This is a genomic window from Solirubrobacter ginsenosidimutans (assembly GCF_027587205.1).
In genome coordinates, this window is the sequence record NZ_JAPDOD010000031.1 from 86301 (window position 1) to 112504 (window position 26204).

At 70.9% G+C, this 26204-nt stretch carries 28 protein-coding genes and 3 tRNA genes; 13 read left to right on the forward strand and 18 right to left on the reverse strand.

Annotated elements, in window-relative coordinates:
- Window positions 1–37 precede the first annotated feature (37 nt).
- A complete protein-coding gene (locus tag OM076_RS28165; RefSeq protein WP_270043452.1) occupies window positions 38–301 on the forward strand; it encodes a hypothetical protein in 264 nt (87 codons plus the stop codon).
- A complete protein-coding gene (locus tag OM076_RS28170; protein WP_270043453.1) occupies window positions 285–1532 on the forward strand; it encodes a glycosyltransferase family 2 protein in 1248 nt (415 codons plus the stop codon). Before OM076_RS28165 ends, OM076_RS28170 begins: the two co-directional genes overlap by 17 nt.
- A gap of 65 nt (window positions 1533–1597) precedes the next feature.
- On the opposite strand, the gene OM076_RS28175 is transcribed toward OM076_RS28170, so the two are convergent.
- A tRNA-Val gene (locus OM076_RS28175) sits at window positions 1598–1671 on the reverse strand.
- Between the two features lie 64 nt (window positions 1672–1735).
- On the opposite strand from OM076_RS28175, the gene OM076_RS28180 reads away from it, so the two are divergent.
- The 3 genes from OM076_RS28180 to OM076_RS28190 all read left to right on the forward strand — a co-directional run bounded on the left by OM076_RS28180 (window position 1736) and on the right by OM076_RS28190 (window position 3627).
- A tRNA-Cys gene (locus OM076_RS28180) sits at window positions 1736–1806 on the forward strand.
- A 1-nt stretch (window position 1807) separates the two neighbouring features.
- Window positions 1808–2638, forward strand: coding sequence for an alpha/beta fold hydrolase (locus tag OM076_RS28185; protein ID WP_270043454.1), 831 nt, complete (start codon window positions 1808–1810; stop codon window positions 2636–2638).
- 62 nt (window positions 2639–2700) lie between these two features.
- Entirely contained in the window at window positions 2701–3627 is a 927-nt protein-coding gene (locus OM076_RS28190; RefSeq protein WP_270043455.1) for an alpha/beta fold hydrolase, read from the forward strand.
- Here OM076_RS28190 and OM076_RS28195 read toward each other — a convergent pair.
- From OM076_RS28195 to OM076_RS28210, 4 genes are all read right to left on the reverse strand, one after another.
- Window positions 3617–4669: a hypothetical protein gene (locus tag OM076_RS28195; protein ID WP_270043456.1), complete on the reverse strand. Its 1053-nt coding sequence runs from the start codon at window positions 4667–4669 to the stop codon at window positions 3617–3619. The genes OM076_RS28190 and OM076_RS28195 overlap by 11 nt on opposite strands.
- A gap of 183 nt (window positions 4670–4852) precedes the next feature.
- Complete coding sequence (locus tag OM076_RS28200) at window positions 4853–6340, reverse strand: Nramp family divalent metal transporter (protein ID WP_270043457.1); 1488 nt, start codon at window positions 6338–6340, stop codon at window positions 4853–4855.
- A gap of 123 nt (window positions 6341–6463) precedes the next feature.
- Window positions 6464–6823, reverse strand: coding sequence for a plastocyanin/azurin family copper-binding protein (locus OM076_RS28205; protein ID WP_270043458.1), 360 nt, complete (start codon window positions 6821–6823; stop codon window positions 6464–6466).
- Between the two features lie 58 nt (window positions 6824–6881).
- Complete coding sequence (locus OM076_RS28210) at window positions 6882–7877, reverse strand: C40 family peptidase (protein WP_270043459.1); 996 nt, start codon at window positions 7875–7877, stop codon at window positions 6882–6884.
- A gap of 42 nt (window positions 7878–7919) precedes the next feature.
- On the opposite strand from OM076_RS28210, the gene OM076_RS28215 reads away from it, so the two are divergent.
- Window positions 7920–8204: a hypothetical protein gene (locus tag OM076_RS28215; protein ID WP_270043460.1), complete on the forward strand. Its 285-nt coding sequence runs from the start codon at window positions 7920–7922 to the stop codon at window positions 8202–8204.
- A gap of 9 nt (window positions 8205–8213) precedes the next feature.
- The gene (locus OM076_RS28220) at window positions 8214–9161 is read left to right on the forward strand and encodes an NAD-dependent epimerase/dehydratase family protein (protein WP_270043461.1); all 948 of its coding nucleotides are present in this window, start codon (window positions 8214–8216) and stop codon (window positions 9159–9161) included.
- 3 nt (window positions 9162–9164) lie between these two features.
- Here OM076_RS28220 and ftsH read toward each other — a convergent pair whose 3' ends face one another.
- Window positions 9165–11063 (reverse strand): ATP-dependent zinc metalloprotease FtsH, encoded by a 1899-nt coding sequence (ftsH, locus tag OM076_RS28225; protein WP_270043462.1) that lies wholly within the window; start codon window positions 11061–11063, stop codon window positions 9165–9167.
- A gap of 167 nt (window positions 11064–11230) precedes the next feature.
- Between ftsH and OM076_RS28230 the strand changes: the two genes are divergently transcribed.
- Window positions 11231–11304 (forward strand) — tRNA-Gly (locus OM076_RS28230).
- Between the two features lie 81 nt (window positions 11305–11385).
- Here the strand turns inward: OM076_RS28230 and OM076_RS28235 are convergent.
- The gene (locus OM076_RS28235; protein WP_270043479.1) at window positions 11386–11562 is read right to left on the reverse strand and encodes a YnfA family protein; all 177 of its coding nucleotides are present in this window, start codon (window positions 11560–11562) and stop codon (window positions 11386–11388) included.
- Window positions 11543–11842, reverse strand: a complete 300-nt coding sequence (locus OM076_RS28240; RefSeq protein ID WP_270043463.1) for a putative quinol monooxygenase — start codon at window positions 11840–11842, stop codon at window positions 11543–11545. The genes OM076_RS28235 and OM076_RS28240 overlap by 20 nt, the downstream gene beginning before the upstream one ends.
- Before the next feature lie 68 nt (window positions 11843–11910).
- Here OM076_RS28240 and OM076_RS28245 point away from each other — a divergent pair, with 68 nt between their 5' ends.
- Window positions 11911–12804: a LysR family transcriptional regulator gene (locus OM076_RS28245; protein WP_270043464.1), complete on the forward strand. Its 894-nt coding sequence runs from the start codon at window positions 11911–11913 to the stop codon at window positions 12802–12804.
- A gap of 95 nt (window positions 12805–12899) precedes the next feature.
- Here the strand turns inward: OM076_RS28245 and OM076_RS28250 are convergent, their stop codons facing one another.
- From OM076_RS28250 to OM076_RS28265, 4 genes are read right to left on the reverse strand one after another with little or no spacing between them, the layout of a single operon-like run.
- A complete protein-coding gene (locus OM076_RS28250; protein ID WP_270043465.1) occupies window positions 12900–13223 on the reverse strand; it encodes a YnfA family protein in 324 nt (107 codons plus the stop codon).
- Window positions 13220–13537, reverse strand: coding sequence for a hypothetical protein (locus OM076_RS28255; protein WP_270043466.1), 318 nt, complete (start codon window positions 13535–13537; stop codon window positions 13220–13222). The genes OM076_RS28250 and OM076_RS28255 overlap by 4 nt, the downstream gene beginning before the upstream one ends.
- Window positions 13534–13929, reverse strand: a complete 396-nt coding sequence (locus OM076_RS28260; protein WP_270043467.1) for an arsenate reductase ArsC — start codon at window positions 13927–13929, stop codon at window positions 13534–13536. Before OM076_RS28260 ends, OM076_RS28255 begins: the two co-directional genes overlap by 4 nt.
- On the reverse strand, window positions 13926–14600 hold the full coding sequence (locus OM076_RS28265) for an aquaporin (RefSeq protein ID WP_372518086.1): 675 nt from the start codon (window positions 14598–14600) through the stop codon (window positions 13926–13928). The genes OM076_RS28260 and OM076_RS28265 overlap by 4 nt, the downstream gene beginning before the upstream one ends.
- A gap of 42 nt (window positions 14601–14642) precedes the next feature.
- Here OM076_RS28265 and OM076_RS28270 point away from each other — a divergent pair, with 42 nt between their 5' ends.
- A complete protein-coding gene (locus tag OM076_RS28270) occupies window positions 14643–14996 on the forward strand; it encodes an ArsR/SmtB family transcription factor (protein ID WP_270043469.1) in 354 nt (117 codons plus the stop codon).
- Complete coding sequence (gene arsM / locus OM076_RS28275) at window positions 14984–15757, forward strand: arsenite methyltransferase (RefSeq protein WP_270043470.1); 774 nt, start codon at window positions 14984–14986, stop codon at window positions 15755–15757. The genes OM076_RS28270 and arsM overlap by 13 nt, the downstream gene beginning before the upstream one ends.
- 21 nt (window positions 15758–15778) lie before the next feature.
- Here arsM and OM076_RS28280 read toward each other — a convergent pair whose 3' ends face one another.
- A complete protein-coding gene (locus OM076_RS28280; protein WP_270043471.1) occupies window positions 15779–16933 on the reverse strand; it encodes a LamG domain-containing protein in 1155 nt (384 codons plus the stop codon).
- Between the two features lie 369 nt (window positions 16934–17302).
- On the opposite strand from OM076_RS28280, the gene OM076_RS28285 reads away from it, so the two are divergent.
- Together OM076_RS28285 and OM076_RS28290 are read left to right on the forward strand one after the other, a co-directional pair.
- Window positions 17303–17887 (forward strand): redoxin domain-containing protein, encoded by a 585-nt coding sequence (locus tag OM076_RS28285; RefSeq protein WP_270043472.1) that lies wholly within the window; start codon window positions 17303–17305, stop codon window positions 17885–17887.
- Between the two features lie 222 nt (window positions 17888–18109).
- Entirely contained in the window at window positions 18110–19567 is a 1458-nt protein-coding gene (locus tag OM076_RS28290; RefSeq protein ID WP_270043473.1) for a carbohydrate-binding domain-containing protein, read from the forward strand.
- 3 nt (window positions 19568–19570) lie between these two features.
- On the opposite strand, the gene OM076_RS28295 is transcribed toward OM076_RS28290, so the two are convergent.
- From OM076_RS28295 to OM076_RS28315, 5 genes are all read right to left on the reverse strand, one after another.
- Window positions 19571–20230, reverse strand: a complete 660-nt coding sequence (locus tag OM076_RS28295) for a GAP family protein (RefSeq protein WP_270043474.1) — start codon at window positions 20228–20230, stop codon at window positions 19571–19573.
- A 9-nt stretch (window positions 20231–20239) separates the two neighbouring features.
- Window positions 20240–21481 carry a hypothetical protein gene (locus OM076_RS28300; RefSeq protein WP_270043475.1) on the reverse strand — a complete coding sequence of 414 codons (1242 nt, stop codon included), beginning with the start codon at window positions 21479–21481 and terminating at the stop codon, window positions 20240–20242.
- Window positions 21482–21510: 29 nt separating this feature from the next.
- Window positions 21511–22488 carry an HD-GYP domain-containing protein gene (locus tag OM076_RS28305; RefSeq protein WP_270043476.1) on the reverse strand — a complete coding sequence of 326 codons (978 nt, stop codon included), beginning with the start codon at window positions 22486–22488 and terminating at the stop codon, window positions 21511–21513.
- A 380-nt stretch (window positions 22489–22868) separates the two neighbouring features.
- Window positions 22869–25502, reverse strand: coding sequence for a bifunctional diguanylate cyclase/phosphodiesterase (locus tag OM076_RS28310; protein ID WP_270043477.1), 2634 nt, complete (start codon window positions 25500–25502; stop codon window positions 22869–22871).
- Window positions 25503–25583: 81 nt separating this feature from the next.
- On the reverse strand, window positions 25584–26000 hold the full coding sequence (locus OM076_RS28315) for a hypothetical protein (protein WP_270043478.1): 417 nt from the start codon (window positions 25998–26000) through the stop codon (window positions 25584–25586).
- Window positions 26001–26204: the final 204 nt, after the last annotated feature.

The window sequence follows — 26204 nt, forward strand, 5'->3', positions numbered from 1 at the left end:
GCGGCCGGTCTCGGGCATCATCGCGGCGAGCTTGGCGATGCCTGACGATGCCCACGGGTTCGAGGAGCCATTTCGGCCACTGCGCCCGGCATCGGGACCGAAGCTGATCGCCGCGCTCGTGTTCGGACCGATCCTGTGGGTGATCGCGCTGATCGCCGCCGCCGTGCTGCTGGACCGCACGGACGCGATCGAGCTCGGGCTGCTGGTCACCGCCGCGTCGTTCGTCTTTGCGGCGATCGTGCTGAGCCTGCTCCGAGTCGGGCGACGCCGCGAGGAGCGACGGTATGCAGACCGCGCTTGACGTGCTGCTCGCAATCGTCGCGCTCTACCCCGTGCTCACCGCGGCGCTGTGGATCGCCGGCGGCCTCATGTTCCGCCTGTGGGACGAGCGCCCCAGCGATCCGCTGCCCGAGACCGAGCGCGACTGGCCCGGTGTGAGCGTGCTGATTCCCGCGTACAACGAAGCGGCGGTGATCGCCACGAGCGTACGCGCGGCCTTGAAGTCCGACTACCCACGGTTCGAGGTGCTGGTCCTCGACGACGGCTCCAGCGACGAGACCGAGGCCGCGGCGATCGAGGCGGGGGCCGGCGACAGGCGCCTGCGCGTGCTCCGCGATCCCGTGAACCGCGGCAAGGCCGAGCAGCTCAACCTCGGATTCGCGCGCGCCCGGCATGAGCTGGTGATGGTCACCGACGCCGACACCCACATGCACCCGCGCGCGATCCGCTTTCTCGTGGCGCGGATCGAGTCCTCGCCGGTGCTGGCGGCCGTGGCGGGCGCGCCGCACGTCACCAACCGCGATGGGGTGCTCTGCGCGATGCAGGTGCTCGAAGCCGCGGCGATCATCGGGCTGGTCCGGCGCACCCAGTCGCTCACCGGGCGGGTCGGCATCGTTGCCGGGGTGCTCGGACTGTTCCGCCGCGATCGGGTGCTGGCCGTGGGCGGCTACGACGGGCGGATGGCCACCGAGGACATCGACCTCACCTGGCGGCTGCTGATCGCCGGCTGGCAGACGGCATACGAGCCGCGCGCCCTCGTCGGGATGCAGGTCCCGTCGAGCCTGCACGCGCTGTGGGCGCAACGCAAGCGCTGGGCGCGCGGGCAGGGAGAGGTCCTGCACGCCCACCTGCGCGACGTCTGCCGCTGGCGCAATCACCGCATGTGGCTGCTCGGCCTGGAGTCGCTCGCATCGTTGATCTGGGTCGCGTGTTTGCTGTGCTCGCTCGTGCTCAGCGTGCTGAACGTGCTGTTCGGCCAGCACCTCGGGTTCTTCGGGGTCGGGCTCGGGTGGGGCGTCGCGATCTCGACCGTGGCGGTCGTCCAGCTCACCGTCGCCGTGGTTCTGAGCTATCCCTACGACCACTGGGACGTGCGCGCGATGGTGCTCGGCCCGCTCTACCCGATCCTGTTCTGGCTGATATCCGCGAGCGCCGCGATCAACCAACAGATCACGGCGCTGATCCGCGGGCCGCGAGACCAGCGGGTGGTGTGGGACATCCCACGCGAACCGCTCGACTCCACCAGCCCGTAACGGGGGGCGCGTCGAACCGGTCTCGGACGGCAAAGACAAAAGGCCTGCGAAGGCAGGCCTTTCAGTGGGCGATACTGGATTCGAACCAGTGACCTCACGCATGTCAAGCGTGCGCTCTAACCAACTGAGCTAATCGCCCCCAGCGGACGGGTAGCCTAGCAACCGAATCCGGGAGCTTGGCGGCTAAGATCACTCGCCCACCCGGCGCCGTGGCGGAGTGGCTACGCAGCGGCCTGCAAAGCCGTGTACACCAGTTCGATTCTGGTCGGCGCCTTTTGGCTTTCACGCTCGCGCACGAAGCTCATGGGCGTGGCGAGCCGCTCGTGCTGGTTCACGGGCTCGCGACGACGCGGGTGATCTGGCGGCGGGTGCTGCCGCTGCTGGAGCGTTCGCGGCGGGTGGTCGCGATCGACGTGCCCGGGTTCGGCGAGTCGCCGGCGGCCGGTGAGGGGTTCGATCTGGAGGTCGTCGCCGACGACATCGCCAACGGGCTCGAGGAGATCGGGGTCAAGGCGCCGTTCGAGCTCGCCGGCCATTCGCTCGGCGGCGCGTTGGCGATCGTGCTCGCCGACCGGCACCCGGGCGCGGTGCGGTCGCTCGTGCTCGTCGCACCCGCGGGGCTGCGGCGCGTCCCGAACGCCGCCGCGCAGCTGATCGGCGGCGCCGCCGAGCGCGCGCTCCCGCTGCGGCGGCGGGGGGCGGCGCTGGCGGACACGCCGTGGGGACGGCGCCTGCTGATGTCGCCCGGGACGAAGGACCCGGCGTCGATCCCGCCCGCCGAGGTGCGGGCGATGCTGAAGGCCTCGCAGGGCGCGACCCGCACCGGCGCCGCGCTGACCGCGGTGGCGCAGGTCGATCTAAGACCGCGGCTGGCGAGCCTGAAGGTCCCGGTGGGCGTGCTCTGGGGCGAGCACGACCGGATCATTCCCCCCTCCGGGATCGAGACCATCCTGCACGCCCGTGGCGCCGACACCCCCGTAAGGACGATCGACGGCGCCGGGCACATCCCGATGATGGAGCGCCCGGAGCAGTTCTCGCTCGCGCTGGAGGAGATCCTCACAGCGCTGTCACGGCATCGCAACATCGCCGCGACGCGCTCGCCCTAGCTTCGGGTTTGCAGGGATTTCGACCGCCGCCTGGAGAGACCGGCTTGACCCAACTTCGCGTAGTGCAACACGCTGTGCGCCTCACCGACGGCCGCTCGCTCGCCGTCACCGACGTGGGCTCGCTCGACGGTCAGGTCGTCATGTACCTGCACGGCGCGATCGGCGCGCCGCTGGAGTGCCGGGGCGACCTGGCGCTGGCGATCGACACCCTCGGCCTGCGGATGCTGCTCCCCCAGCGCCCCGGGTTCGGCGGCTCGGACCCGCATCCGAACCGCACGCTGCTGGACTTCGCGGCCGACCTCGAGCAGGTCGCCGACGCGCTTGACGTACAACGCTTCTCCGTCGTGGGTGTCTCCGCGGGCGGCCCGTATGCCGTCGCGTGCGCGCACCGGCTGGGAGAGCGGGCGAAGGCCGCCGCCGTCGTGTCCTCGCTCTCCCCGCTCTGCGCGCCGGTCGACGTGCCCGGCCTCCCGCGGCGGGTGCGGCTGCCGCTGCGGGCGATCGCCGCTGCCCCGCACACCGCCGCCCGCCTCGGGGACGCCGCCGTCGCCCTGGTCGCCCGCCAGCCGCGGCTGCTCGAGCGCGCGATGGTGCTCGGCGCGCCCCCGATGGACCGCCGCCACGTGGCCGAGCCCGCCACCCGCCGCGACACCCACACGGCCTTCCTCGCCGCCACGTCGAGCGGGATCGGCGGGCTGATCGAGGATCACCGCGTGACGTCGCGCCCGTGGGGCTTCCCGCTGGACGAGGTGCGCTGTGAGGTGCAGGTGTGGCACGGGATGGCCGACGCCTTCGTGCCCGCCGATCACGCGCTGCACCTCGTCGCCGGCCTGCCGCGCTGCCGCGCGTGGTTCGATCCCGGCGAGGGGCATTTCTTCTTCCGCCGGCGGGTGCGCGAGATCCTCGCCGCGCTCGTCGGGCCGGTCAACGGCGAGGATTGGAACTCGCGCCGCGCCGACCGCCATCAGCGCGGCCGGCTCAGCGCTTAGGGCACGCGATGCGCTTCGTCTCGCCCGGCTGCTGACAGCGGTCGGTGCGAGCGGGGCCCTTGCCCTTGCGGATCGTGATCGTCGTGACCTTGGTGATGTAGCCGGGCTTGGTCACGGTGATCGTCAGCTTCGTGCCGGCCACCAGTTCGCGCTCGAACTGCTGGATGTGAAAGAGCGACGTGGCCTGGGCGACCTCCCGCAGCGGGCAGCCCTTGCCCTGGCAGGTGAGGGTGATGCGCACGCCCTTGGGCGCCTTGACCGTGAGGAGCGCGACGTCAGCACCGCGCTTGGTCAGGCTGCCGCTGATCCGGACCGTCGGATACGGGCGGATCATCTTCGCCTTCGCGACCTTCTTGCGGGCGGCGGTCTCGGCCGCGAGCGAGGCCGCGGGGCTCGGCTGGGCGACGGGCGCGGCGATCGGCTCGCCGAGCGGCGGATCGGCCGCCGGCGCGTCGGCGGAGGTGAAGCCCGTGGCCGGTGCGGCCGTGGGAGCAGGGGCCGCGGTTGCCGTCGCCGTGGGGGTGGGTGAGATCACCGGGGCCGCGGTCTTGGCGGGCGTTGCGGTCGGCGTCGGCGTCTTGGTGGGCGTCGGCGTCGGCGTAGGGGTCTTCGTCGGCGTGGGAGTCGGCGTCGGCGTCCGCGTCGGCGTCGGCGTGGGGGTCGGCGTCGGCGCCGCGGCGATCACCGCCGTCGGGCTCGTGAGCGCGTAATCCCAGTCATAGAGCCAGTACGCGTACAGCGTCACCCGCAGCCACTTGCCCTTGTCGGCCGTGGTCAGCGTGTACGTCGTCGACGTCGCGCCGTCGATCGTCGCGCAGGAGGTCGTCGTCGCGGAGTCGCAGCGCACCCACATCCGCCCGGTCGTCGTGCCGCTCGGGCCGGTGTAGGACCCGTTGCTCACGGTCAGCTTCTGGCCGACCACGGCGCTGCCGGTGATCGTCCCCGCCGAGGTGACGTCGACCGCGGCGGCCTGCGCGGGCGCGGCGATGCCGAGCGCGAGCAGCAGACCGATGAGAGCGATGTAGATCCTGCGTCCGTACAACTCGCCGCCTCCATGCGGTCACGTCCTGTGCGGACATCTTTGACTTGAATCGACCGAGCCACAACTCGGCCGATCGTCCAGGTCCAGCTACACGCCCAGGCCGAGCAGTCCCGCGGCAACGTACAGCACGGTGAACGTTGCCGCGAAGACCACGAAGCGGGCGAAGAGTCGCCGCGTCTGCATCTAGAAGATCTCCCCCAGCTGGACGATGACGTACCAGCCGGCGAAGAAGCCGTAGAACAGCACCGCGACGCACAGTGCGCCCAGCCGCAGGCCGCGGACGCGGATCGCGGGCGGCAGCCCGGTGCGGTTGAGCCTGATCAGCAGGATCGAGTAGATGAACATCACGATCCCGTTCAGACAGGCCGAGAGCACCAGCAGGACGAGCGGCTGATCGAAGCCCGAGGCGAGGACGGCCACGCCCAGCAGGCACATCGTCCACACGATCGCCGCGTAGATCTTCGACTCGCTCCAGCGCGCGTTGTCGCGCAGGTGCAGGGTCTTCAGAACGTCAGCGCAGAGACGTGCGACGTAGTCGACGACGCCCAGCGCCACCAGCACCAGCGAGATCGACCCGAAGATCCAGAAGAACGTGCCGAACCACGGCCCGACGACGTCCTTCAGGACCTCGCCCTCGCCCTTGATGAAGTCGAAGTCGGCCTCGTCGGAGATGTTCTTGCCGTAGACCGTCGAGTACGCGAGGACGGAGAAGACGACGATCGAGGCCAGGCAGATGGCCCAGAAGGAGACGAGCTGCTCCTTGTTGGCCACGCTGAACCACTTGCGGAAGCGGCCGATGTTCTCCTCGTCCTGGCGCATCATCGTGCCGGTCGAGGCGGCCGGCTCCGGCGCGCCGGTGACCGGGGACTCGATCCGCGGCGCGTAGGCGCCCATGCCGAAGCCCTTCTCGCGGATCCAGTTGGACTGCACGAGGTTGTTCGCCCCGCCCGCGCCCGCGAACACGAGTCCGGCGAGCAGCGTTGAGATCGCGACATCGCTCGTCGGCAAGGTCCCGAAGTTGGACACGTTGTCGCTCAGCGCGCCCCAGTCCGACGGACTGATCGCGGCCACGATCGCGATCAACAGGAAGACGATCGTCAGGCCGACCTTGAAGAACTCCGCGCCCTCCAGGGCCTTGTAGACCACGGGTGACGTCGTCAGCGCCACCCCGATCGAGATCAGCACGATCATCGCGATCACCGTCGGCGATCCACCCACCAGGTAGCTGAAGGTCGTCGCGCCCGCGGTCGCCCATCCCGGCCAGATGTTCGGGACCACCGCGAAGACGCAGAACAGGATCCCCCATGGCTTCCACGAGCGCGCGAAGCCCGCGATCGCCGTCTCCCCCGTGGCGAGCGTGTAGCGCTCGATCTCCATGTTGAGGAAGTACTGGATCGTCACGCCGACGAAGGCCAGGTACAGGAACCCGATCCCCGCGTTGGCGCTGATGTAGGGCCAGAGGATGTACTCGCCTGAGCCGACCCCGACCCCCGCGAGGATCACGCTCGGCCCGAGCACCTTGCGCAGTGGCAAGGGCTCCGGCATGTCGCGGTACTCCATCGGCGGCAGGTGATCGCTGCGCGCTTCCGGCGCATACACCGGCTCCGGCTGATCGGGGCGACCGAACCGCCCCTTGGTGGTCGTGCCACGGGTGCCGACCTCTTGGGCCAACGTCCTCACCTCCCCCCGCGGCGCCTCCCATTCCAGCCGCCGCGGCCTTTGTTGCGGACGTTTCCCATTCTTGCCAGGGCCTGGCGCGCGCAAACTCAGGCGCCAGGCCCTCGGGCGTCAGCCCTAGCTGACGATGAGCTTGCCCTTCATGCCCGCCTTGGCGTGCCCGTCGACGGTGCAGAGGAAGGTGTAGGTGCCCTTCTTCAGGGTCGCGGAGACGGTTGACGTGCCGCCCTTGTTCACGACCTTGCCCTTGCCCTTGCCCTGGATGCTGATGTTGTGCGGGAGCGAGGACGGATTGCTCAGGCTGAGCGTGACCTTGCCCGACTTGGCGCGGATCGTGGACTTGTTGAACTTCAGCTTCGACTTGTCGGCCGACAGCTTGTAAGTCGTGTTCGGCGCCGCCGAGACAGCGGTCGTCGCCACGCCACCGAGGCCGACGGCCAACACGACGGCTCCCGCGGCGAGCTTGTTCTTGCGCATCTTGCACCCTCCATTCGATTCCCGACGCGGAGGTCTACGCACTGCCCCCGCCCCGGGTTCAGAGTACGCGCCGGGCCCAGGTGAAGCGAGCCTGGCGCCATTCGTCGTCGAGCGAGGACACGTAGACGCCCTGCGCCGAGGAGTGGATCATCCAGTGCGGCGAGAGCGCGATCCCGACGTGGTCGACGCCGGTCTCGGTCGCCTTGCCGTTGAACTTCGCGGTGCCGAAGAACACGAGATCGCCGGGCGCGATCTCGTCCAGGCGCAGCCGCTCGCGCTTGGGGATCTCCCCCGCCATCTGCGCCGCGGTGCGGCCGGTGATCCCCGTGCCGGCCGGAAGGTTCGAGAGCTTGAAGGTGCGCCAGACGAACCCGGAGCAGTCGTAGCCCCCGTGCGCCTGATAGCCGTACGTGGAGGACGTGGTGTCGGTCTCGCCGCCCCAGATGTAGGGCATGCCGATCTTCGAGACCGCGACGCGCAGGGCGCTTCGGGTCGTGGCGTCGTAGCTCGGGAGAGCGAAGGCGCCGAGCTGGGCGCGGGCGTTCTCGACGGCCCAGTCGCGGCTCTGCAGGAGCGTCGCGAAGGAGTGGGCGGCCTCGGCGCGGGTGATCGGCTCCCACGGGTAGAGCTCGAGCGCGTCGTCGGAGGCCGGATGGTTCGTTCGCAGACCGAGGAAGCGGGCGACGACCTCGGTGCCGAACGTGCGCGGCGGGTTCAACCCCGCCTGGCGGGCGGTGTCCTGGACGTGGGCGGCAATGTCATTCAGGCCGAGCTGGGCGACCAGCCGCGCGTCGAACGCGGTGACCGAGACGGTCGTCTGCGCGGCGCCGGCGACCGGCTGGCCGGCGAGCGCGGTCAGTGCCTCCCCCAGCTGGGCGCCCGTCAGGTCACGCTCGCCGTGGAAGCGGCCGTCGTCGAGGCGGGCGAGGATGCCGGCGGCGACGACGTCCTCCTGCTCTGAGCGGTTCCAGTTGGCACGCGTGGCGGCGTGGGCGGTGGGGCCACAGGTCAGCGCCGCGACCGCGGCGACCAGGAGGAGCGAGAGGCGGCGCATCTTCGGTTGTTGGTCGGCGCGTGGGCGTGGAAACATGAGCGCGTGGAGCTCTCGGTCGCCTTCACGCTCTGGGTCTCGTTCGGCGCCTTCCTGTTCTTCCCGACCGTCAAGGCGCCGCCGCTGTTCGCCCGCACGGCGATCGCGCTGTGCAGCGCCGAGTTGCTCGCCTGCCTGCTGTGGACGGCTGGGAGGACCTGCATCGTGCCCGGCTGCCCCGCGATGGGCGCGACCGCCCGCACCGCCGCCGCCGTCGACATCCCCGCGCTGACGGCGCTGATGCTCGTCCTCGCCGGGGTCTACGGGCTGCGCGTCGCCAAGAACTGGTAGGCCTCCGGTATGGAGATCCTCGTCACAGGCGCCCGAGGCAAGGTCGGCGCGGCCACGGTCCACGACCTGCTCGAGGCCGGGCATCGGGTCACGGGCTGCGATCTGATCGCTCCGGTCTACGAAGGTGGCAACCGCGGCGCGCACTACTTCCAGGCGGATCTCACCGATCCGGGGGACGCGTTCGCGGCGGTGCGCGGCGCCGATGTCGTCATCCATTGCGCGGCGCTGCCCGAGCCGACCCGCAACGCCCCGCACAAGGTCTTCGGCAACAACGTGATGGCGACGTTCAACCTGGCCGAGGCGTGCGTGCGGGTGGGTGTGGACCGGCTCGTGAACGTCTCTTCGGAGACCGTCGCCGGGATGGGCTTCGCGGAGCGTTCCTTCCACGCGCCCGCGGCGCCGATCGACGAGTCGCTGGAGAACCGCCCGCAGGACCCCTACGCGCTCGCCAAGGTGTTCGGCGAGCAACTGATGGACGCCGCGGTCGCGCGCTCGGACCTGCGCGCGATCTCGATCCGGCCGACGTGGGTGCAGTGGGAGGGCAACTACCAGCGCTCGCTCTCGCCCTGGCTCACCGATCCCCTCGGCGGCGAGTCCAGCGCGAACTTCTGGAGCTACGTCGACGCCTACGACCTCGCCCACGCATTGCGGCTGGCGGCGGAGAGCTCGCTGCCCGGGCACGAGACGATGTACGTCAGCGGGCTCGACAACGGCGCCGGACGGCCGCTGCGGGAGCTGATCTCGCATCACTTCGGGTCGGAGGTGACCGTCGGCGAGTTGGAGCGCGAGGACGCGAGCGGGATCTCGAGCGCGCGTGCCGCAGAGCTGCTCGGCTACCAGCCCACGCGGTCCTGGCGGGACTACTTGAGCGAGGCGGGCGAGCTGCTGCCGGAGGCGAGCGAGCGGCTCGCGCACGGCCGGACCGGAGTCCAGCGCGGGCGAGCCGCCCTCTCTTAGGCCCTACGCGACGCTCGGCTCGTTCGCCGCGACGCGCGGGATGGGAACGCCCGCCGCATTGTAGGCGTCGTCCATGTCGAGCGTCTCCTCCTCGAGGAGGCGCTCGGTCAGGCTGTCGAGCTTGTCGCGATGGTCGGTGAGCAGGCGAGTGACGATCTGGTACTGCTCCTCGACGATCCGCCGCACCTCGGTGTCGATCAGCTGCTGCGTCGTCTCCGAGACCTCGGAGACGCCGGGCAGCAGCGGGCCCTGCGAGTCGGACGGAATGACCGCGATCGGCCCGATCGCCTGGCTCATGCCCCACCGGCCGACCATCTGACGGGCGATCCCCGTGAGTTGCTGGATGTCGGATTCCGCGCCGGCGCTGATGCTGTCGTAGACCAGCTCCTCGGCGATCCGGCCGCCGAGCGCGACCCGGATCCGGCCGTGCAGATAGTCGACGTCGTAGTTCGTGCGCTCGTTGTCGGGGCTCGAGATGGTCACGCCCAGGGACATCGTGCGCGGGATGATCGACACCTTGCGCACGGGGTCCGCGCCCGGGGTCATCATGCCCACGATCGCGTGCCCCGCCTCGTGGTAGGCCGTCCGCCGCTTCTCCTCGTCGGACAGGATGATCCCTCGCGGCGCGCCCAGGATGATCTTCTCGAGGCTGTCCGTGAAGTCCAGCCGCTGGACCTTGGTGTGCCCGCGGCGGGCCGCGAGCAGCGCCGCCTCGTTGGCCAGGTTGGCGATATCGGCGCCCACCATGCCCGGGGAGATCGCGGCGATGTCGTCCAAGTCGACGTCGCTGTCCAGCGGCAGGCTGCGCGTGTGGACCTCGAGGATCTTCTTGCGGCCGTCCTTGTCGGGCGGCGGGACCGTCACGCGCCGGTCGAACCGGCCCGGTCGCAGCAGCGCCTGATCGAGGATCTCCGCCCGGTTCGTCGCCCCGAGCACGATCACCGTGTCGCCCGTCTCGAACCCGTCCATCTCCGTGAGGATCTGGTTGAGCGTCTGCTCGCGCTCGTCGTTGCCGCCGCCGAACGAGTTGCCGGCGCTGCGGCTGCGCCCGATCGCGTCGAGCTCGTCGATGAAGATGATCGCCGGCGCGGCTTCCTTCGCCTGCTTGAAAAGGTCGCGCACGCGGGACGCGCCGATGCCGACGATGGCCTCGACGAACTCAGACGCGGAGACGGAGAAGAACGGCACGCCGGCCTCACCCGCGACTGCCCTCGCGAGCAGCGTCTTGCCCGTGCCGGGACGCCCCGCGAGCAGGACGCCTCGTGGAATCCGGCCACCGAGCTTCTGGTACTTCTCGGGGTTCTTGAGGAAGTCGACGACCTCGGTGAGCTCGCCCTTGGCCTCGTCGATCCCCGCGACGTCCTTGAACGTCACGCGCTGGTCGTTGCCCTCGACGCGGCGCGCCTTCGAGCGCCCGAACGCCCCGATCGCGCCCATCTGCCCGCCCGCCGCTCGTCTGCTCAGCCAGACGAAGAGGAACACGAGCAGGATCACGGGGCCGAACCCGAGGATCAAATTCGTCAGGAACCCGCGCCCGTCGTTGATCGGCTGCGCGGTGATGTCCACCTTCGCCGCCTTGAGCACGGACTGCAGGCGCGCGCTGTCGTAGATCTCATACGACGGGATCTCGGTCTCGAAGTTCTTGACCGCGTCAGCCTTGTCGTCGGGGTATTTGACGTCGTTCTTGAAGACGCCCTCCATGCTGGCGCCCTGCGTCTTGATCTTCGTGACGTTGCCCTTCGCGACCTGCTGCAGGAATCCGGGCGCACCGGACGGCGCGTCATACGGGATGGTCACGCTCTTCGCCTTGCCCGGCGCGAAGAACGCGACGCTGAGGTAGTTCACGGCCAGCAGCGACAACACGATGATCCAGAACGTCCGCCCACCCGGAATCCTCGGCATCCGTGACGGAGTCGGAACTCCAGGACGCTTCGCGGGCGGCTTGCCCGGCTCTTGTCTCGGGGGCAGCGGAGTCCGCGGTCGCCGCTCAGTTGGGGAATCCGCCATGCCTTGACTCTACAGGCGCTCTCACAAGACCAAATCAAGCTGGCTATACTCGCTGCCGCCGTGCGGATGTAGCTCAGTTGGCTAGAGCGTCTGCTTGCCATGCAGAAGGTCGAGGGTTCGAGTCCCTTCATCCGCTTCACCGAAAGGCCCGCAATCGCGGGCCTTTCGTCGTTTCGGGCCTGATTCCGCGGCCTAGAGCCAAATTCCGGACGCTGGCCTAGCGCCCGTACATGATCACGGTCACGCCGATCAGGCAGATCGCGGCGCCGAGCAGGTCGGCGCGGTCGAGGACTACCTCGACCACGTCCGCTTCTCGGCCCGCCTGCTGGAGCACCCGGCCGCCGAGGGCGGCCCGCCCGCGGGCTGACGCCCGCTCAGGCGACCTCGCCGGCAGCGAAGTGCAGCAACTCGGGCGGTCCGGTCAAGAGCTCGTCCGCCCGGTCGAGCAGGCGCCTGATGTGCGGGGTCTGCCCGTGCGCGGCGAAGGCCTCGTCGTCGGCCCAGCGCTCGAGCACCGCGTACCGCGTCGGCGTCCCCGCCAGGCGGCGCACCGCGTAGGCGACGTTGCCCGGCTCGGCGCGCGACGGCGTGACCGCCGCCTTCAGGACATCCTCGACGTCCTGAGCGCGGTGCTCGGCCGGGGTGAACAAGGCGATGATCTCGAGTTCGTGCATGACGGCGAGCGTATGGCCGCGCGCTCGCCGGGGGAAACAGGCCGGGGTTGTCACGTCACAATGGCGCCGTGCCTGAGCTCCGTCACCTGCGCTACGCCGTGGCCGTCGCCGACGAGCTGAACTTCACGCGCGCCGCCGAAAAGCTGGGGGTCTCCCAGCAGGTGCTCAGCGAGCAGGTCCGCCGGCTGGAGGACGAGCTCGGGCTGCGCATCTTCGACCGCACGACCCGCCACGTGCGCGTGACCTCGCACGGGCGCCCGATCGTCGACGAGGCCCGCGCGGTCGTCGCGGCGGCCGACGCGCTGCGCGACCGCGCGCGCCGGGTGGGCGCCGCGCAGACCGGGGTCGTGCTCCTGGGCTACTGGCGGACGGCGGCGTTCGACACCGGACCCCGGCTCGTCTCAGCCGTCACCGAGGCGCGGCCCGAGCTGCGCGTGGAGGTACGCGAGGTCCCGACCCGGCAGCTCGCGCAGGCGGTACGCGACGGTGACGTCGACGTGGCGTTGTCGCGCTGGGCGGCCGATACCGACCAGCTGTTCACCCACACCCTCCGCCGCCTGCGCTCCGGGGTCATCGTCCGCGCCGACGACGCGCTGGCCGGCCGTGCGGAGGTCGCCCTGGGCGACCTCGCGGGGCACTCGCTGGTGATGCGCCGCCGAGACGACTCGCCCGCGCGCCACGACGCGATCATGGCCGCCTGCGCCGCGGCCGGCGTGGTCCCCGAGATCGTCACGGTGCGCCTGCCGTTCGACCCGCTGTTCACCGACGTCGTGGAAGGACGAGGCGTCCAGATCGCATCGGAGTCGGTCCGCGGCGCGCTGCCGGGCGGACTGACGTGGATCCCGCTGACGTCGGGCGTCCTGGAGGAGCAGGACGACCTGCTGTGGGACCCTGCGCGCTCGCATCCGGCGCGCGACGCGTTCCTCGACGAGGCCCGGCGCTGGGCCGGGGCGCAGGGGTGAGCGCTCAGGGGGTCGCAGTGCGCCGGGTCCGCGGCGCAGCCCGTCGTCGTTTCAGGGCTGATTCGGCGGCCTAGAGCCAAATTCTGGACGCCGGCCTAGCGGCCGTACATGATCACGGTCACGCCGATCAGGCAGATCGCGGCGCCGAGCAGGTCGGCGCGGTCGGGGCGGAAATCGTCGAAGACGACGCCCCAGAGCAACGAGCCGACGATGAAGACGCCGCCGTACGCGGCCAGGACGCGCCCGAACTCCTGGCTGGGCTGGAGTGCGGCGAGCACGCCGTAGGCGGTCAACGCCATCGCGCCGAGGGCGACGAACGCGATCCCCTTATCGTCCTTGAAGCCGAGCCAGACCAGGTAGGCGCCGCCGATCTCGGCGATCGCGGCGGCGATGAAGAGGGCGATCGAGCGGGCGGTCACCCGCGCATGGTCGCATCAGGCGCGAAGAGGAGATCGACGACCGGCCGGGCGTCCGGCGGGCCTGAGATGTCGAGGATCAACGCGGTGTCGTCGCGGCGCAGATCGAAGTCGAGGAAGCCGCAGCACGCCGATTCGGCGGCGATCAGCTCGCGCGTGCGGCGCTCGATCTCGGGGGTGTCGCGCAGCCGCACCCGCAGTCCGGACTCGGTCGCCGTGCGCTCGAGGAGCCCGTCGGCGGCGAGCGCTTCGATCAGGGCCAGGCGGGCGCTCATCCCGTCCGGGCTCAAGCTGCAGGCGATGGGCAGGTCGGTCATGGCAGCTCGGCGATCAGCGCGTCGACGCGCTGTGCGATCTCCTCGCGCAGCGCACGCACCGCCTCGATCGCCTGGCCGGACGGGTCGGGCAGGTCCCAGTCGAGGTAGCGCTTGCCGGGGATGTAGGGACAGGCGTCTCCGCAGCCCATCGTGACCACGATGTCGGCGCGCCGCGCGAGCTCGTCGGTCAGCCGCTGCGGGCGCCGGCCGGAGAGGTCGACCCCGACCTCGCGCATGACCTGCACGACCTCCGGGTGCACGTGGCCGTTGGGGTCGGCGACGCTGCCCGCCGATTCGGCGCTGTGGCGCCCGCCGGCGGCGCGTTCGAACAGCGCCTGGCTGATCTGGGAGCGGCCGGCGTTCTGCAGGCAGACGAAGAGCACGTGGGTCATGTCGGATAGAGGGTTCGGATCAGGCCGAAGGCCGCGAGGCCGCCGGCGAGTTGGGCGAGGACGAACGTGGGGACGGACGCGGGCGCGATGCCGGCGAAGGTGTCCGAGAAGACGCGGCCGGCGGTGATCGCCGGGTTGGCGAAGCTCGTCGAGCTCGTGAACCAGTACGCGGCCCCGATGTACGCGCCCACGGCGGCCGGCACGGTGGCCGGCCGGCCGGTGCGCACCAGCGAGAAGATCACCAGCAACAGCCCGCACGTCGCGACGACCTCGGACAGCAGGTGCGCGGGGCTGGCGCGGTGGTGGGTGGAGATGCTCACCGCGGCGAGCGCGAACATCGCGTTGGCGAGCACCGCCCCGGCGACGCAGCCGGTGACCTGCGCCGCGATGTACGGAACGAGATCCCGGCGGCGCAGGCCACCGAACGCGGCGTCGACGAGCGAGACGACCGGGTTGAAGTGCGCGCCCGAGACCGGCCCGAAGATCAGGATCAGCGCGAACAGCCCGGCCGCCGTCGCGGCGGCGTTCTCGAGCAGCTGCAGCCCGGCATCGGCCGAGAGCCGTTGCGCCGCGATGCCCGAGCCGATCACGACCGCGGCCAGCAGGGCGCTGCCGAGGAACTCGGCCAGCAGGCGTCGCGACAGGGGCGATGGCATGACGGGGTGGACCATATTCCATTGACAACCATCACTTCAATCGATATCCATAAATAGATGGCTGTCGATCTGCCCCTCGTGCCCAAGACCAAGCGCGCCGCCGGTGAGCCGTGCTGCGAGCCGATCGTCTATCCCGACGTCGATCGCGCCCAGGCCCTCCGCATGGCCGAGGTCGCCAAGGCACTCGGCGACCCGGTGCGCCTGCAGCTCGTCGACGTGCTGCGCAAGCACGCCGGCAAGGTCTGCGTGTGCGAGCTGGTGCCGCTGTTCGACATCTCCCAGCCCACGCTCTCGCACCACCTGAAGAAGCTCCGCGAGGCCGGCATCGTGGACTCCGAGCGCCGCGGGCTGTGGGCCTACTACTACGTCCTCCCCGACGCGCTGCAGGAGCTGACCACATGGCTGAGCTGACGAACGACGCCCTTCGCGAGACCGTCCGCGAGCGCTACGCCGCCGCGGCGCGCGCGACCACCGAGCCGGCAGCCAAGTCGGGCTGCTGCGGCAGCGACCCGGCGATCATCACCGACGAGCAGGCCGAGCACTTCGGCCGCGGCCTCTATGCCGACGGCGAGCGCGACGAGCTTCCCGAGGAGGCACTGATCGCCTCGCTCGGCTGCGGCAACCCGACCGCGATGGCCGACCTCTCCCCCGGCGACACGGTGCTCGACCTCGGCTCGGGCGGCGGCATCGACGTCCTGCTCTCCGCCCGCCGCGTCGCCCCCACCGGCACCGCCTACGGCCTCGACATGACCGACGAGATGCTCGAGCTCGCCCGCGCCAACCAGGCCAAGGCCGGCATCACCAACGTCCACTGGCTCAAGGGTCACATCGAAGCCATTCCGCTCCCGGCGGCCAGCGTCGACGTCGTCCTCTCCAACTGCGTCATCAACCTCTCGACCGACAAGCCCCAGGTCCTGCGCGAGACCGCCCGGGTGCTCAAGCCGGGCGGTCGCTTCGCCGTCTCCGATGTCATCGCGGACCCCGGCATGGACGACGCCACTCGTGCCGATGTCTCGCAGTACGTCGGCTGCATCGCCGGCGCCCTCACCCGCGACGAGTACACGCGCTATCTCGCCGCCGCCGGCCTCACTGACATCGAGATCACCGAGACCCACCGCGTCCACGAGGCCGCGGGCTCGGCGATCATCCGCGCCCGCAAGCCCGCTGTCTGACCCGCGAAGCCCCTGGCGCCCTTACGTGGTCGGGGTCGTGAGGCGTCGCCGGGGCACGCGCTCGGTGTGGAGGGTCGTGACCTGACCCCGCTCGGTGGCCGCCGTGTAGACCGCGACGACGTCGAGCTCGAGCCCGCTCTCGATCACCACGAAGCCCTTCAGGAAGCGGGTCGTCTTGAAGCGCTTGAGGATGTCGGCGTTGTCGATCTCCAGCGCCTCGTCGGGCCGCAGTCGCGCGTCGAGGAACGCCGAGACCGGACCGGGCTTCGCTCCGGGGCGACCGACGGCGACCTTCCAGCGAAGATGGACCGTCGCGCGGTTCGGGTTGTGGACGTTGACCGCGGTGAAGTACACGCCGCGCGCGACGACGTCGCCGGCCGACTCACCGCAGACGGCCTTGGCCGCGTACTGCAGCGACGTGTCCGCCGCGAACTGCGACTGGTAGTGCGCATCGACCCGCTCCCAGGACAGGGCCGTGGGATACAGCGCCAGCTCGTCGATCAGGCCGTGGAAGGTTCGCGTGCCGCCCGACTGGAAGTGGGCGGGGTCGGAGTAGTACGCCAACCGGTCGCCGATGCCCAGCTCCAGTTCCGGACCCGATTGCTGTTCCTTGGAGATGTCGATCGGCGCGGCGTTGCCCGGGACGGTCACGCTGTCGAGGTCACCATCGAGGAAGATGCAGACCTGGTGCCCGTCGTACGTCGCGACGATGTGCGTCTCCGCCGGCGCCGCATTGACCGGCTTGGTGCTGGTGGCACTGACGGAATTGAAGGCGTTCGCGGCCGTCGGGCAGCGCAGCTCGACGAAGACACGGCCGTTCGGCTGCACGCTCAAGCCGTACTGCGTCGTCCCCGCGAAGCTCTCCTTCTCGACGATCCGCTGCTGCACGCCCGTCGGGCCGTCCCACCTGATCTTGGCCTCCATGGTGATGCTGGGCGGATTCAGGCTCGGGCTGTTGGGCACCCGGACGATCCCCGTGGCACCGTCGAACAGCGCCGCCGTGTCACCGCCCTGGAACGGCCGCAGGTGCAGCCCGAGGGTGATTCCCCCGTTGTAGGACCCGTGGTTGTTCTTCGGCGACGAGTCATGCGCCGCCTGCCCGGGAGTCTCGCCGAAGCGCCAGTACCCAACGGGCCCGTCCGCCAGAACCTCGGCGGCGAAGGCATCTACAGCCATTGCCTGCTCCTTGCTCGAGATGAAACCCGCGGACGAGCGCCGATGCCACGCGAGTGACATCGCGTCGGGCTCGATCCGGGTGGACTTCATCGCCTCACGCGCCGTAATCCCTTATCAGTCTGGATTCCTTGCGCTCAGCGGTAGGGCGAAGGTAGCCGATCATCCGCCGTACCGGGGGTAAAACCGGAGCAATCGCTCCTCTCAGAAATCGGCGGACCGTGCGCCCGCCTCAAGAAACCGGGCTCAAGGCCCGCTCAGCCGCTCCCGGCGAGATTGTTCGTCTTCTGACAATCCTTGCTGCCAGAGCGCGGGGACACTCCGGTCCGCGAGGATGACGGCAACCGCTCCACCCGCGAAAGGACATCCAGGATGCGTTCCGACATCGTCCCCGGCGCCACGTTCCCGGACTACGAGTTGCCCGACCACGAGCGTGTGCCTCGCAAGCTCAGCGAGATCCAGGGCGACGACCCCCTGGTCCTGACGCTCGCCCGCGGCCACTACTGCCCGAAGGAGCACCAGCAGCACCTGCAGCTCGCGGCGGCCTATCCCCAGTTCGCGGTGGCCTACACCAAGATCGCGACGATCTCCACCGATCCCCACCACACGAGCCAGGAGTTCCGCGCGTCGGTCGGCGCCCAGTGGCCCTTCCTCGAAGACCCGGACCGGCTCGTCCAGAAGGACCTGGACATCCAGGAGTACACCGACCCCGACAACGACCCGATGGTCCCGCACACCATCGTGCTCAAGCCGGGGCTGGTCGTGCACAAGATCTACAACGGCTACTGGTTCTGGGGTCGCCCCTCCGTCGAGGACCTCCGTGTGGAGCTACGGGCCGTCTTCAGCGAGATCCGCCCGGACTGGGACCTCAGCACGCCCGGTCTGCGCGAAGCGTGGGAGGCCGGCGACCTCTCCCACTTCCACGGCTGGGACAAACAGGCATCGGCTGCCGAGTGACCCACGAAGCGGATCGGGTGTGCGAGTTCCGCCTGGCCGCGGGCGGATAGGTCAGGCAAAGCACACAAGCTCCCGCCGGCTCCCCCATAGGGGTGTGGCCCGTGATGAACTGTCGGGGGATCCGCGCTTTGGTGCGGTGGCGCAGGGAGGCGTGACCCGGCTGAGGAGCCGGGTGGTCTGCGCACGGCCGCGCGACGGTCATCACCTATCCCAGAGGTCATCATGCAGCGAACTTCGCGCTTGGTCAGCGCGCTGGTTCTCGTCGGTGCGGCAATCGCGTCGGGCTCGGTCGAACCCGCGTTCTCCGCCACCTCCCTCGTGACGCTCGAGGCGGAGTCGATGTCGGCGACGACGGGCAAGATCAAGACGGACGCGACGGCGAACGGCGGGCGCTCGTACGCGCTCACCGCGAACGGGGCTCTGTCGGCCTCGATCAACCCGGCGAGCCCAGTCACGAGCGTCACCATCCGGGCCAAGGGCGACCAATGCCAGGGCGCGCCCGCGCTCGCGCTGCGGGTCGACGGCGCGACGGTCCAGACCTTCTCGGTCACCGGCACCAGTTGGACCGCCTACACGACGACCGCGGCCGTCCCCGCCGGAGGCCACACGGTCACGCTGGCCTATACGAACGACCGCTCGACCGCGAGGTGCAATCGCAACCTCTACCTGGACACGGCCACGTTCTCCGGCACGACCCAGAGCAGCAGCGCCCCGCAGCTGTCCGTGCGGCATCTGTGGACCAACAGCGACGGCACCTCCGCCTTCAGCCCCTCCACGGACAGCGCGCGGACCGACGTGTTCATCGCGCACGCCTTCGACTCATTCGCACAGGCGGACGCCTACCACGCCAATCGGCCGGCCGGCCAGGCGTACTTCTACGCGGACTTCGGCGTCGCCGGCGACCCGTGTTGCGTGGCGAGCGTGCTGGACGCGGCGACGGTCGACGCCCACGGCTGGTGGGCGACGCACAACGGCGCGAGGATCCCCAACCCGTGGGGCGGAGCGAGCTGGCTCGTCGACCTCGGCAAGCCCGGCGTCGCCGCCGCGTACGCCGCCGCTCTCGAGGCGAAATGGGGCGCGCACAACTGGCAGGGCGTGTTCGCCGACGACATCAACGCCTGGCGCAACCTCGGCTACGCCATCGACGGCTACGCGAGCGCCGGCGACTGGATCAACCGCGCGGTGGTGCCGCTGGTGCGCACCGTCACCGGCGCGATCGCGGCCGACAAGGGCGGCGTGGTGATCCCGAACATCGGCAACTGGCCCCAGGAGCCGGACATGGACGCGGTCGCCGACGCGGCGAGCGGCGGCCTGAACGAGTGGTACCTGACCTGGGGCGGCGGCGCCGGGCAGGCAGTCGCGGAGATCGAGGCCGAGTACGCCAGCATGCGCCGCGCGATCGCCGGCGGCCGCACCTACCTCGGCATCGTCCACTCCACCGCCCTGACCCGGTACGCGTTCTGCGCGGCCGCGATCATGGGCGAGCGCGACAAGGTGCTGATCACCAACCAGACCTCCTACGGCTCGGCCCCGCTCGCCTGGGACCCGGTGTTCGACCTCGACCTCGGCGCCGCGACGGAACCCACACGCCACACCGCCGGCTCCACCGCCTGGTCGCGCCGGTTCACCAACCACGCGCTGAGCATCGACACCGGGGCCCAGACCTGCACCATCCAGTAACGGTCAGCGGGTGAGCCCGCGCACCCCGAGGAAGATGAGGTACACGCCCGAGCCGGCGGTCAGCGCGGCGAGCAGCACCCCGCCCCACCGCGCGACGAAGTCGCGCACGCGCAGGAGCGCCGGCTGGGCCCGTACCCCGAACACCGCGGTCAACACCGTGATGGCGATCAACGGCGCCACGTAGGCGACGTTGAAGACGACGAGCAGGCCGAGCTGCTCTCCGATCGGCAACACCGCCCCGACGATCAGGGCGATCGCGCCGAAGTACATCAGCGCGGTCGGGAGATCGACCACGGTGATCCCGACGCCGAGGAGGAAGCTCCGGCTGGGCCGCAGCTCGTGCGGCACGCGCTTGGACACCGCCTCCGCCGGCCGCGTGACGATGAACGCGGCGACCCCGAGCGCGAGGACGCCGACGACGATCTCGGCGATCCACGTCCGCGTCCCGCCGCGATGGTGGACCGCGGTGCGCAGTAGCGCCGCGGGCCCGAGCGTCAGCACCACCCCGCCGAGGAAGTAGGTGACCCCGGTGCCGAAGGTGTACGTGGCCAGCCGCCGCGCCGGACGCTCCCCGGTGGCGAGCAGCACCGCCACCGCGATCGTGACCGGGTTCAGTGAGTCAGCCAACCCGAGCAGCAGGACCGGAGCGAGGAGGCTTGTCACCCCCGCAGCCTATGAGGCGGCGACAGCCACCCGTTGCCACTCGACCGGATCGCTCGGCGCGAACGGGGGAACCGCGACGACCGAGAAGCCGGGGGCGGACACCGCGAACGCGGGGTCGTAGAAGGTGTCGCGCACGCGGGCGATGACTGCCGCCGGCCCGAAGTGCCCGTCGTCGGTCGCCTGGGCGAAGCGAATGACCCGCCGGCGCGCCGCGCGGTCGTAGTCGGACCAGGCGACCACCCCGCGCCCCGCGGTGAGCGCCGCCGGGCCGGTGTTGACGTCGAGGTCGTGCGTAAGGATGCGCGGGCGGCCGAGAACGCCGCTCGGCTCGCGTACCCGCGCCTCGACGCGGTGGGTGGAGTTGTCGCGCCAGGCCAGGATCATCCGCCCGGACGCCTGGACGGCAACGTTCGGCGACGTCGCCTCCTTCACACGGCTCAGCGTGACCGGGCGGCCGAAGGGGCCACCGCCGCTGCTGAACACGCCGTGGATCGAGAACTCCACGTCGCCAGGCCGCCGGCGCGTCTTGCTCACGATCCACACGATCGCCACGTCGCCGCGGTCGTTGGCGGCGATCCGCCCGTAGTCGGGATCGTGCTGGACGCCGACGACGACCTTCGGCGCTCCGAACGGCTGACCGGCGAGCCGCGAGGCAACCGCGATCTGCGAAGGGTTGCGGTCCTTGCGCTGGTGCTGCGCCCACGCGATCACCGCGTTGCCGTTGCCGGTGAGCGCGAGCTTGGGCCGGTAGACGTCGATGCCGCCCAGCGTCTGCACCGGCCCCCACCCGCTCACCGGGTCGCGGGTCCGGACATGGAGCCCGCCGCGACCGCTCTCCGGTGCCCACGCGGTGGTCACCGCGCCCGCTGCATCCACGGCCAGCGGGAGCGACTCGATGTAGGTCGAGGCGCTGCGCGTGACGAGTTCGGCGGGTCCCAGCGTCCCACCCGCCGGCCGATACCGAGCCCACAGCTCTCTGCGGTCGATCCACGCGACGACGGCGTCACCGGCGGCGCCGACCGCGACCACCGGCGTGTCGAAGGTCTCCCCGATGTCCTCCGCCGCGCCGACGACGCCCTCGGGCGAGACGACCCGCAGCGTCGAGCGGCTCCCATTGCCCTGGGTCACGAACGCGAGGTGCCCAGCCGATGACGCGGCGTGCTGGGCTCCGGCGACCTGCGCGCGTGCCGGAGGCGCGGCGCACGCGAGCGTCAGAACCACAGCCAGGAACAGGGGAGAGCGACGGGGCATGCGGTGCGCATGCCCTGAGTGCTCGATCGCTAATCGATCAGGGAAGCGGCGAGCGCGTCCAGCAGCTCGGGGTCGAAGTGGGTGCCGCGGCCTTCCTCGAGCACGTCGAGCGCCTGATCGCGGGAGAAGCGCCGGCGGTAGACGCGGTCGCGGGTGAGCGCGTCGAAGACGTCCGCGACGGCGGCGATCCGGCCCTCCTGCGGGATCTCGTTCCTGCTCAGCCCGCGCGGGTACCCGCCGCCGTCCAGCCGCTCATGATGCGTCCACGCGATCGACGCGGCCAGGCGCAGCAGCTCGGCGCTGGAGCCCGCGAGGATGCGGTAGCCGATCTCGGCGTGGCGCTCCATCTGCGCGCGCTCGTCGTCCGTCAGCGGCCCCGGCTTGAGCAGGATGTGATCCGGAACGCCGACCTTGCCCACGTCGTGCATCGGGCTGGCGGCGCGCAGGAGCTCGCAGTACTCGGCGTCGAGCCCGAGCTCGCGCGCGATGGCGTAGCAGTGCTCGCTCATCCCGGTGATGTGCGCGGCGGTGCTGGTGTCGCGCGCCTCGACCGCGACGCACAGCCGCTGGATCGTCTCCGAGCTCGCCTCCCACACGGCCGCGAGCTGGCGCCGGCGGTGGGCGAGCGCGCCGAGCACGCCGATCAGCACGTCGTTGGCGGTGAACGGCTTGACGATGTAGCCGTAGGCGCCGATCCGCAGCGCCCGCTCCCCGAGCGCGACCTCGTCCAGGCCGCTCACGACGACCGCGGCGATGTGCTCGTCGCGGGTGATCGCCTCCTCGACGAGGTCGAGGCCGGAGCCGTCGGGCAGCCCGACGTCGCACAGGATCACGTCGAACGGGCCTTCGGCGAGACGGGCGCGGGCCTCGGCGACCGCACCGGCGCGGATGCACCGGTACCCTTCCGCGCCGAGCACGTGGGCGAGCAGCAGCGCGACGGAGGGATCGTCGTCGACGATCAGCACGCGTTCGCGCTCGACGGGCTTCCGGTGGGCCGCGACGGCCACGGCGGATTTCAGGACGCTCGACCTCCCCGCACACGGACACTCGCGCCCTCGAGCAGGGCCGCACGCTTGACGCTCGGCATCACATGATCCTTGCGAGCACCGCGCACCGGCGCAACCATTCTCCGGACCACTGCGACCGGATCGACGACCGCGGCGGGAGCGGATCCACGCTGTGCCGCGGATCGCGGCCTCGAACGGCCTCCGGTGCAACACCCGTTTCCGGGTCACCGCGCTTACGGACGGTCACACCGCCGAAAGGTCTCATGGGCGCGCCGTACGCTCGCCGGCATGGACCCGCTGAGCGTTCTGCTGCTGGCCGCGATCCTGCTCGGGTGGATCGGGCTCTTCGCGCTGTGGTGGTTCGGGTTCCGCGGACGCGGCTAGAACGAGGACGCGACGCGGCCGGCGGCCGGAAACGCGGCGATCGCCTCTTCGACGGCGATCGGGCGACCCACGTGGTAGCCCTGGACGAGGTCGACGCCGAGCTCGCGCAGCAGATCCTCGGTCTCCTGGTCCTCGACGAACTCCGCGACCGTCTGCTTGTCCAGGCCCGACGCGGTGTGGACGAGGCTCTCCAGGATCACGCGGTCGGCGCGATTGGTGGTGCAGTGGCGGACGAACTCGCCGTCGATCTTGAGCACGTCGAACGGGAGCTGCTTGAGGTAGACGAACGAGCTGAAGCCGGCGCCGAAGTCGTCGAGCGCGAGCCGGCAGCCCATGCCGCGCAGCTCCTCGGCGAACGCGCGCGCCTCGGCGAAGTTGGTCACCGCGGCCGTCTCGGTGATCTCGAACACCAGTGAGCACGGGTCGACGCCCGTGCGCTCGAGGTCGGCGCGGATCGCGGCGAGCAGCGTCGCGTCGCCCAGCGAGCGCCCGGACAGGTTGACGTGGAAGACCAGGTCGCGGTCGCGATGGCGGTCGAGGATCGCGATCGCCTCGCCCGCGACCCAGTGGTCGATCTCGCCGATCAGGCCGAACTCCTCGGCGACCGGGAGGAAGGCGCCGGGCGGCAGCTCGCGGCCGTCGGCCTCGCGCATGCGCAGCAGCAGCTCGTGGTGCACGATCGCGCCGCTGCGCACGCAGCGGATCGGCTGCGCGGCGAGGTGCAGACGGTGTTGGGCGAGCGCGTCGCGGATCTTCCCCACCCACTCGAGGCGGTCGCGTGTGGCCGACGGCGTCGCGGTGTCCTCTTCGAAGAACGCGTAGCGGCCGCGGCCGGCGTGCTTGGCGTCGTACATCGCGAGGTCGGCGGCGACGAGCGCGTCGTCGGGATCCAGGACGGTCGGGGCGAGCAGCACGATCCCGACGCTGGCCGACACGCCGTGACCGCCACCGTCGGCCGGCAGCCGCGCGGGGTCGTCGAGCGCGGCCAGCAGCCGCGTCGCGGCGAGGCGTGCCGCCGCGGCGTCGGCGGTCGGCAGCAGCACGGCGAACTCGTCGCCGCCCAGGCGGGCGACGGCGTCCCCTTCTGAAAGGGTCTCTTTCAACACGCGCGCGACGGCCTCGAGCACCCGGTCGCCGACGCGATGCCCGTGGAGGTCGTTGACGGCCTTGAAGTGGTCGAGGTCGAGCAGCATGACCGCGCCGCCCCCGTCCGCGGGCCGCGCGGCGAAGTGCGCGGCCACGATCCGCGTGAACCCGCGCCGGTTCAGGAGATCGGTGAGCGGGTCGTGCTCGGCCTGGTGCACGAGCTGATCCTCGAACTCGCGCCGCTCGGTGATGTCGATCGCCTGGATGAGCAGCAGCTCCTCACCCGCCAGGACCGTCACGTGGCTCTCCGTCCAGCGCACGCCCGCAGCCGTGAGCAGCCGGATCTCGCCCGCGACCGCGTCGCCGGGACGCTCCCCGGCGGCGACGAACAACTGGCTCGCCTGCGTGCGGTCGTCGGGGTGGATGAGCTCCGGCGCGGGGTGCTTGAGGATCTCCTGGAGCGGGCGTCCCAGCAGGTCGAGGAAGGCGTGATTGACGCGGAGCACGGCGCCCGCGGGCGTCACCAGCGCCATCCCGATCGGCGCGGACGCGAAGGTGTCGAGGAACCGGCGCTCGGCGCGGTCGCGGTCCTGGCGGCCGACGAGCGCCAGCGCCCGGCTCGAGCGCGCGAACGCCGCCAGCAGCAGCAGGCCGATCACGAGGAGGCCGCCGACGAGTGTGGCGGGGCCGAGTCGGACCCCGTCCTGTGGCGCGGCCATGCTCTGGACCGACCAGGGTTGGCCGGCGAAGGAGAACGTGCGCTTCGGGGCGTCGGGTTCGATCTCGCCGAAGTCCATGACGTCGCTCCCGCCGACCCGCACGCGCACCGACGTGCCCTCGGGCACCGCGCGCTGGACGGCCAAGCGGGCGTCGGCGACGCTGAAGGACCCGGCGATGATCCCGACGACGTCGTCCATCACGCGCCGCCCGCCGGGCCGGTAGACCGGGGCATAGACCACGAAGCCGAGCTGGTTCGCGCTCGCCAGCCGGAGCACCGGCGTCGAGGTCGGGCGGCCGCTGGCGATCGCGCGCTGGATCGCGGCGCGCCGGTCGGCGCGCGTGTAGGCGTTGAACCCGATCACCGTGCGCGACGGCGCGCCGAGCGCGGCATAGCGGATCGGGAACACGGGCCCGGGCGTGCGATCGCGGACCAGGCGACCGTCCGGCGAGAGGGTGGTGATCGGGGCGCCGAGCTCGCGTTCGGCCGCGGCTCGGCCCTCGGGGGTGACCTTCACCAGCCAATTGAGCCCGTTCGCGTGCCCGCGCCCGACCATCGGCGCGGTGAAATCGGTGAACTCGCGCCGGCTGACGGAGTGACTGGCGACGAAGAGGCTGCGCGCGTCGACGACGCGGCTCTGCAGGCCGGCGGTGAGCACCTCGAGCGCGCCCGCGGCCTGCGTTCTGGCCTCGCTGTCGCGCGTCTGCGCACGCTCCGCGTCGGCGTGGAACGCCGCGAGCGACATCACGGTCGTCGCGAGCACGCCCGCCGCGACGGCGAGCAGTGGAACGCGGCGGCGCGGCCGGCCGCTGAAACTGGGGCTCACCCGGTGACCATCGGCAGCTGTCCGCCGATGAGTGAGCAGTTCTGACGCGACACCGCTCAAACGTCGGCCGCCGCGGACGGATCAGCGCAGGCGCAACCGGGCGCCCAGTCGCAGCTCCAACACGCCTTGCAACACGTCGTGCGCGGGGTCGTCCTTGAGCCAGAGCAACTTCATCCGCTCGCCGTCGCGCATCACGACCGCCAGCCGGCTGGTCGTGAGGCCGGTCCGCAGGCGGGCCTGCTCGATGTCGTCGAGGGCGATCCAGCGGCTGCGGGCCGTCGCGGCGGTCCGATCGCGCAGCTCAGCCTCGCTCGGCACCGGCATGTCCAGATCGACCGTCGAGCCGCCGCCGCGCTGCCGGCGGGCCTTGGCTGCCGCGCGCGTCGCATCCCAGCCGCGCGCCACGCGCACGAGGGCATCCGGCCGTAACCAGAGATCACCCCAGACCCAGTCCGCCCAGCCGGTTGTACATGAGCGCGAGAGGAGTTGCGTTGGCATCGCAGCAGCTTGGCAGCTGCGCTACTGCGTGTAAGGCGGCGAACATCTGCGTGAGCGCGCCTCACGTTGGCGGTTCAAGCTCGCGGTCTAAAGGCAACGCGTGGAGGGGCCGCCGGCGGCGGCCCCTCCGGCGTTTGTCACTTAGTTCTCGGCGCGCTTGAAGTGCAACAGGCCGAGCTCGGTCGGAAAGACCTCGCCCGTGGC